8 protein-coding genes are annotated in these 7,552 nt (G+C 57.6%); all 8 read left to right on the forward strand.

The window, feature by feature from the left end; all coding sequences use genetic code 11:
• A partial coding sequence (locus tag ABYM29_RS13815) for a helix-turn-helix domain-containing protein (protein WP_372865364.1) occupies nt 1–474 on the forward strand: 474 nt, incomplete at its 5' end.
• 390 nt (nt 475–864) lie between these two features.
• Entirely contained in the window at nt 865–1,812 is a 948-nt protein-coding gene (locus ABYM29_RS13820) for a sigma-54 interaction domain-containing protein (RefSeq protein WP_372865365.1), read from the forward strand.
• A 12-nt stretch (nt 1,813–1,824) separates the two neighbouring features.
• Nucleotides 1,825–2,166 (forward strand): flagellar hook-basal body complex protein FliE, encoded by a 342-nt coding sequence (gene fliE, locus ABYM29_RS13825; RefSeq protein ID WP_372865366.1) that lies wholly within the window; start codon nt 1,825–1,827, stop codon nt 2,164–2,166.
• 36 nt (nt 2,167–2,202) lie between these two features.
• On the forward strand, nt 2,203–3,843 hold the full coding sequence (fliF, locus tag ABYM29_RS13830; protein ID WP_372865367.1) for a flagellar basal-body MS-ring/collar protein FliF: 1,641 nt from the start codon (nt 2,203–2,205) through the stop codon (nt 3,841–3,843).
• On the forward strand, nt 3,827–4,867 hold the full coding sequence (gene fliG, locus ABYM29_RS13835) for a flagellar motor switch protein FliG (RefSeq protein ID WP_372865368.1): 1,041 nt from the start codon (nt 3,827–3,829) through the stop codon (nt 4,865–4,867). The genes fliF and fliG overlap by 17 nt, the downstream gene beginning before the upstream one ends.
• Nucleotides 4,868–4,885: 18 nt before the next feature.
• A complete protein-coding gene (locus ABYM29_RS13840; protein WP_372865369.1) occupies nt 4,886–5,596 on the forward strand; it encodes a FliH/SctL family protein in 711 nt (236 codons plus the stop codon).
• Between the two features lie 37 nt (nt 5,597–5,633).
• The gene (gene fliI, locus ABYM29_RS13845; protein ID WP_372865371.1) at nt 5,634–6,959 is read left to right on the forward strand and encodes a flagellar protein export ATPase FliI; all 1,326 of its coding nucleotides are present in this window, start codon (nt 5,634–5,636) and stop codon (nt 6,957–6,959) included.
• 43 nt (nt 6,960–7,002) lie between these two features.
• Nucleotides 7,003–7,452 (forward strand): flagellar export protein FliJ, encoded by a 450-nt coding sequence (gene fliJ / locus ABYM29_RS13850; RefSeq protein WP_372865370.1) that lies wholly within the window; start codon nt 7,003–7,005, stop codon nt 7,450–7,452.
• The last annotated feature ends 100 nt before the right edge of the window (nt 7,453–7,552 follow it).

The raw sequence follows: 7,552 nt of genomic DNA on the forward strand, positions 1-7,552 counted from the left end.
CTTCAGGCCCGCGGCATGTCGGCCCCCAGTTTTTCCAACGGCGCGCTGCGAGCACTGCAGCGCTATAACTGGCCCGGCAACGTCCGCGAGCTGGAAAATCTGATGGAGCGCCTGACCATTACTCATGGTGGTCGGCGTCTACTGGTTGGCGATTTGCCGAAGAAGTTTCGCTTTGAATTGGTTGACGATGAGCCGGAGCTTAGCGAGCGTGAAGATCAAGACGTGTTGTTGAGTAGCCTGTTGGCCAGGCCTCAAGCGAATGATGTCGCTGATGACGACGATTGCCAAGCCGCATCGAGGGTGAGTCTTCCCCAGGAAGGTCTCGACCTTAAATCCTATCTTCAGGACTTGGAACAGCACTATATCAGCCAGGCGCTGGAGCGCGAGCAGGGAGTGGTGACACGTGCTGCGCAATTGCTCGGTCTGCAGCGCACCACCCTTGCTGAAAAAATGAAGAAGCTCGGCCTTGGGTGAGAAGCGAGGCCGTGGTCTAGAAGTCCCTCTCTCTAATTAGCATATTTTCCATTCGCCATATTCTGCGTTGTCGATGTATTTTTTTGCGGCATATGTTCGTCGTTAGTTTGTGTTTATTTACTTGCTTGCTCCGCCAAAAATTTGTCGTTTCCGGTTTGTGTTTTGTTAACTTGTTGATTTTTATAATAAAAAAAATTGGTATGAGTGTTGCAGTAGTAACGGTGTGAATCGCAATAGGTTTTTAGACATGCCGAAACTACGCTCTGAATTCAATGCAACTGACCGCCGTCAAGCGCTGCGGCGACTTAGCGTGTGTCAGCGCGAGTTGCTTCTCTCCCGGCGGCAACTGCGCCTCTGGCAAGCCAGTTTGCTACAGCGGGGGACTGGACAATGAGCTCTTTGATCGCCGTAGATGCGGCGTCTATTGCTGTGCGCGACCTTGCCAATCGGGTTGCTGCCACCGATGCAACTGTCCTGGTGTGCGGAGAGAGCGGTGTCGGCAAGGAGGTGTACGCCCGTCATATCCACCAGCAGTCCCGGCGTGGAAAGGGGCCTTTCATTGCACTGAATTGCGCGGCAATCCCCGAGAATATGTTGGAGGCGATGCTGTTTGGCTATGAGAAGGGCGCTTTTACCGGGGCCATCAACAGTCACGCAGGTAAGTTCGAACAAGCTGAGGGCGGTACGCTGCTGTTGGACGAAATTTCTGAAATGGATATTGGTCTGCAAGCCAAGCTGCTGCGCGTCCTGCAGGAGCGCGAGATAGAACGGCTGGGTAGCCGCCGCAGCCTAACGCTGGATGTGCGGGTGATTGCCACCACCAACCGCGATCTGCGCCAGGCTGTGGCAGACGGCGAATTTCGCGAAGACTTATTTTACCGCCTTAATGTCTTTCCACTGTATTTGCCGCCTCTGCGCGAGCGGCGCAGCGATATTTTACCGCTGGCCCACCACTTTATCAGTCGCGATGTTGAGTTGGCCGGTATCGACGACCCGCTCAGTGCTGCGGCGCAGCGCAAATTATTGGCCTACGCCTGGCAGGGCAATGTGCGGGAGTTAGACAACGTGATTCAGCGCGCGATGATCCTGCGCCAACAAGCAAAGATAGAAGATCGGGATATCCAGTTTGAGCAAGGCATGGTGCTGTTTGGTGACACCGCCGCGAGCGGAGAGGTTGCGCTAGATGGCTTTATGCGCAATCAGGAGCGCATGCGTATTCAGGATGCTTTGCGCCAGGGGCGGTCTAAAAAAGAGGCCGCGGAGATACTGGGAATTAGTCCGCGTACCTTGCGCTATAAGCTGGCGCGGCTGCGCGAGCAAAGCTTGCAGCTGGGGTAGGGGGGAATAGCGATGTCAGACGGTATGCAGGTAGATTCCATCCTGAATCAGATACGCGCGCTGCGCCAGCAGTCGCCGTTGGGCCCGCTGGAAGCACCGGCGGCCAGCGACGCCGTGGCCGAAACGCCCAAGGTGGATTTTGGTCAAATGATGAAGCAGTCACTCGACAATATTAATGCCAGCCAGAAGCACGCTGGTCAGCTGGCGGCGGCGTTCGAGCGCGGTGATGCCGATGTCAGCATTGCTCAAGTAATGGTTAATATGCAGAAGGCCCAGGTGTCCTTTAAGGCGGCGGTGGAGGTGCGCAACAAATTAGTCGACGCCTACAAGGAAGTGATGAGGATGTCGATTTAATGGCTGTTTTCTACGGTATGAATGAGGCACATCAGCATGGCTGAGTCATCGTCAATTTCCGTTAATACGCTGCTCGCCAGTGCCGCTAAAAACGACGTGTTGCGCCAGTTGCTCATTTTGGTCGGTATTGCGGCAAGTGTGGCACTGGGCGTGGCATCGGTGCTGTGGTCGCAGACCGGCGACTACCGTACATTGTATTCCTCTCTGCCCGCCGAACGCGCGTCAGCGGTAGTCGACGCCTTGACGATGGCGGCTATTCCCTACCGGATTCAGGACGGCACTGGCGCCATTATGGTGCCCGCCGAGCAGATTCACGACGCCCGTATTCGCTTGGCTGGCCAGGGTTTAGGCCGCGATGGTTCCGGCATGGCAATGCTGGAAAAAGAGCAGGGTTTTGGCGTTAGTGAGTTCATGCAGTCAAAGAAATACCACCACGCCCTTGAACAGGAACTCGGCTCGACCATAGAAAGCCTACAACAGGTTCGCCGCGCCCGTGTGCATTTGGCCATCCCAAAGCAGTCCGTATTTGTACGGGATCGAAAATCACCCAGTGCCTCGATTATGCTGGATGTCTATCCGGGCAGTGAGGTGTCACCGAAGAATGTCTCCGCCATTATCAACTTGGTCGCCAGTAGCATTGGCGGTCTTCAGGCCAGCGACGTGACCGTCGTCGATCAACTGGGGCAGCAGCTCAGTGAGAGCCGCCAGGCCGACGACCAACTCGAGCTGAGCGGACGCCAGTTCAGCTATCGCCGGCGTATCGAGCAGGCCTATGAAGACCGTATTGCCGACTTGATACGACCGATAGCCGGTTCGGGGCGGGTGAGAGTGACGGTTGCTGCGGACATCGATTTTTCCAGTGAGCAGCAGAGCCGCGAGAGCTGGAATCCAGACCGACAGGTGGTTCGCAGTGAACAAATCAACGAGCAGGCAACCGGCGGTGCGGCGAATCGCGCGGCCGGTCAGGGTGTTCCCGGTGCGCTGACCAATCAGCCGGCATTAACGGGCGGCGCGGCCGAGGGCGCAGTGGTCGACACCGCAATGGGCAATCGCTCGGTGACGCGCAACTATGAAATTGAACGGGTGCTGGAGCACAGCAGCAATCCCAGTGGACAGTTGAGGAAATTGTCGGTGGCGGTGCTGGTCGATAATCATCGCCGGGTCAATGAGCAGGGCGAGACGGTTATTGAGCCCTTGAGTAATCCCGAAATTGAACGCATGACCTTACTGGTTAAGGACGCCGTGGGCTTCGAGCAACAGCGCGGTGACCGGGTGACGGTCATGGCCGCTGATTTTCGTGAAGAGGGCATGTTTGATGGCGAGGCGCCTGCGCCGGCAATTTGGGAGCAGGCGTGGTTTGCCAATTTGCTGAGGCAGCTACTAGTGGGTATTGCTTTGCTGATTATTGTCTTCGCCGTACTGCGCCCTGGTATGCGCAGCTTGCTGCAGAATTCGCGGCCGGCCCTAACCAGCAGTAGCTCGCCAGCGGCGCCTTTGAGCGGGGAGTATCAGGCGCCGCCGATGGCGGCGCTAGACGCGCCGGGTGGCAGTGCTGCCGCGGGGCGTGGGGGCATGGGTTTTGAACAACAATTGGTCGATGTTCGCGGAATGGTGGAAGAGGACCCGCGTCGGGTCGCACAAGTGCTTAACCGATGGGTGAATGAAGACAATGGATAATACCGAAACCGGCAGCGCCGCTGCTATGGCTACCGTTAGCGGTTGTGAAAAAGCCGCCTTGTTACTGCTGATGATGGGGGAGAGCTATGCAGCCAAAGTGCTTAAGCATGTTTCGCCGGGTGATGTCGAGCGCATCGGCAGCGCGATGGCGGGCATCAAGCGGGTGGATAATCAGCGCGCCGTAGAGGTGGTAAAGGCTTTCCATGTAAGTGCAGAGTCGGAAAACTCGCTGGCGGTGGGTGTGCCCTCGTATATGCGCAAGGTATTTAGTTCGGCACTGGGGGAGCAGAAAGGCGCTAGCCTGGCGAAACGCGTGCTTGGGGATTCCGACGACAGCGATGAAATGGACGCACTGCGCTGGGTGGAGGTCGATGCCTTAGTACTGATGCTTCGCGATGAGCACCCACAAATGATTGCCATTACGCTCGCCCATTTAGAGCAGGAGCAGGCGGCGAAAGTGCTAGCGCAGTTCCCTGAAGCACAGCAAAACGACATTGTTTATCGCATTGCGAATATGAAAACCATTCCCGATGCCGCAATGAACCAGCTGCAGTCCATCCTGAAGAAAAAACTGTCGGTCAGTGCCAAGCTTAAAAATCGCGATGTCGATGGTGCGGCGGCAGCGGCGGGCATTATTAACGGCTTGGACAACGATACTGAAAATCGCATTTTAGAGAGTGTCGCGCAAAGTAATGAAGAGCTGTCGACGCGTATCCGTGACCTCATGTTTGTGTTTAGCAACCTTTGCAATATTCCCGACAAGGGCATGCAGCGTTTGTTGCGGGAAGTGTCCTCCGACCTGTTGCCGATAGCACTGAAGGGCGCTGCCGAAGAAGTGCGAGAAAAAATACTGCGCAATATGTCCAAGCGTGCGCGGGAAATGCTGGTTGACGATATGGAGGCCCGCGGCCCAATTAAAATCAGTGAAGTCGAGCAGGCGCAGAAGGAGATTTTAACCATCGCGCGCAATTTGGCTGACGATGGGCAGATTGATCTTGGGCGGGGCGGTGATGACTATGTGTAAGTGCAGTGGGAGGTGGCTGTGAGTGACGGCTTTCAGCGTTTGCCGCTGCGTTCTCTCACAACGGAGGAGGTGGCACCGCCACCACTTGCCGGCGCTGAGACAAGCGGTGCGATGCGTTGGGCGCTGCCCGAAATTGTCGGAGGCGGTGGGCGGCCGCGCAGTGGTGAGCCGTTGGCGTCGGCTGATGTCGGTGGTGGCTCTCAGGCCAGCGAGACTCAGCAGCAATTAGAGGCACTGCGCGAGCAGGCTCGACAGGAGGGCTTTGCCCAGGGCGAGGCCGAGGCGCGTCGGTTACTCGGCGAGCAGAGCCAGCAGCTGCAATTGCTGGTTGCCGCCTTGCGCGAACCGATGTCGTGGTTAGAGGACAGCCTAAAGGAGCAGTTGACGGGGCTCGCCTGTACCTTGGCCAAAGTTTTGTTGGGCCGCGAGCTATCGCTACAGCCCGAATTATTGCGCGACACCGTGCAGCGTGCGGTGGACCTGTTGCCGGCGGTGCAGGGTGGTTTGGAGATCGCCTTGAACCCCGACGATGTCGCGACCTTGCGAGGCCTGGCCGAGACCGACGGCGAGCCGCTTGAGCCCGGCTGGCGAATTCTCGAGGACAGCGACGTCAGTCGTGGGGGCTGCTTGATCAAGACGCGGATATCGCAAATCGACCGACGGCTGGAGACGCGTTTGCAGAATTTGCTCAACGATACCCTAAGCGGGCTGGATGCGGGTTGTGGATAAGCTGCGCCCCGGTCAGCATTTGCGCGATCACTTTTCCCTGTTGCGCCAGCAGCTCGAAGCGGTCGGCGTTGAGGCGCTGGCATCGCCCGAAGGCCAGCTGCGCCGCATTGTCGGTACCCTGCTTGAAGCTGAGGGCTGCAAAGCGGCCATCGGTGCCTATTGCGAGGTGGAAACCACTGACGGCGATTGGCTGGAAACGGAGGTGGTGGGCTTCGCCAGTGACCATATTCTGTTGATGCCCACTGGGGAGTTGCGCGGGGTGATGCCCCATGCGCGGGTGCGGCCAATCGGCAAGGGCTCCCATGTGCCTGTGGGTGACGAGCTGTTGGGGCGAGTGATCGATGGTGCCGGGCAGCCTCTGGATGGTCGCGGCCCACTGCGTTGTACTGAACATCGGCCGTTGAACGCCGCGCCGATTAATCCGCTGCTGCGGCGCCCTATCCGAGAGCCGCTGGATGTTGGCGTGCGCGCTATCAACGCCCTGTTGACGGTAGGGCAGGGACAGCGACTGGGGCTGTTTGCCGGCAGCGGGGTTGGTAAAAGCGTGCTGTTGGGCATGATGACCCGTTACACCAAGGCCGATGTCGTTGTTGTGGCACTTATTGGAGAGCGCGGCCGCGAGGTTAAGGACTTTATCGACAATATTCTCGGCAGTGACGATATGCGTCACGCGGTGGTGATCGCCACGCCGGCCGATCATCCGCCGCTGATGCGCATGCGCGCTGCGTGGTTGGCCAGCGCCGTGGCGGAGCACTTCCGCGACCAGGGACAACAGGTGTTATTACTAATGGATTCTCTGACGCGTTTCGCGCAAGCTCAGAGGGAAATAGCATTGGCTACCGGCGAGCCGCCGGCCACCAAAGGCTACCCGCCATCGGTGTTTGCGCGACTGCCTGCGCTGGTGGAGCGCGCCGGCAACGGTGCTGAAGGGGGCGGCTCGATCACGGCGTTTTACACAGTGCTGGCCGAGGGTGACGATCAGAATGACCCGATAGTGGATTCGGCTCGGGCCATCTTGGATGGACATATTGTGTTGTCGCGCAGCCTTGCCGATGCCGGACATTTTCCGGCGATTGATATCGAACGCTCGGTAAGCCGGGCGATGAATGACATTACTGACAAAGCGCAACAGAGCTTGGTACGACGCCTGCGACAAATTATCGCACTGTACCAGCAGAACCGGGACCTTATTACCATCGGTGCCTATCAACGCGGCAGTGATGCCCGGGTCGACGAGGCGATTGCATTGTGGCCGCGCATTCAGGCATTTCTGCAACAGGGCTTTGACGAAGCGGAAAGTTATGACCATGCGCTGGACAAGTTGGCGCTGTTACTGACCAGCGATGCTGCAGAGCAGCCCTGAGCATACCGGGGCGAGATGTTCGAGTACAGATAGAGGGTGAGTTGTGAGTGCTGATAAAAAATCACTGCGATTGGAGCCTGTAAAGGAGCTTGCCGAGCGCGAAGAGCAAGAACAAGCAACGCGGTGCGCGGCGGTGCAGCAACAGTATTTACATCAACAGCAAAAGTTGGAAGAACTTCAGCAGTATTACGCCGATTACAGCTCCGCTGTCGCCGAGCAAAGCGGTGATGTGAAGCAGCTGCAGGAAAGCCGTGAATTTCTCGCCCGTCTCGCTATGGCGATACGTCAACAGGGCGACAGCGTTAAGCGCTGTGCCCTGCAGTTGGAAGAGATTCATCAGCAGTGGCTGAGTGCCCGTCGCCACAGTAAAAGTATGGAACAGCTCATTGAGCGCTATCGCACAGTTGAGCGCAGTGACGAGGCTCGCCGTGAACAACGCGATAGTGACGACATCAATAACCAGCGGCACAGCTGGCTGCAGCGTCGCAGTTAATTATTTCAGCACCTCAGCACCTCAGCACCTCAGCACCTCAGCACCTCAGCACCTCAGCACCTCAGCACCTCAGCACCTCAGCACCTCAGCACCTCAGCAC

Source organism: Spongiibacter sp. (assembly GCF_041602295.1).
Lineage (GTDB): Bacteria > Pseudomonadota > Gammaproteobacteria > Pseudomonadales > Spongiibacteraceae > Spongiibacter.

Excerpts from the sequence above, each read along its gene's own strand:
- fliE (WP_372865366.1), top strand. The coding sequence starts at position 1,825 with ATGTCAGACGGTATGCAGGTAGATTCCATCCTGAATCAGATACGCGCG.
- fliF (WP_372865367.1), top strand. The coding sequence starts at position 2,203 with ATGGCTGAGTCATCGTCAATTTCCGTTAATACGCTGCTCGCCAGTGCC.
- ABYM29_RS13820 (WP_372865365.1), top strand. The coding sequence starts at position 865 with ATGAGCTCTTTGATCGCCGTAGATGCGGCGTCTATTGCTGTGCGCGAC.
- fliG (WP_372865368.1), top strand. The coding sequence starts at position 3,827 with ATGAAGACAATGGATAATACCGAAACCGGCAGCGCCGCTGCTATGGCT.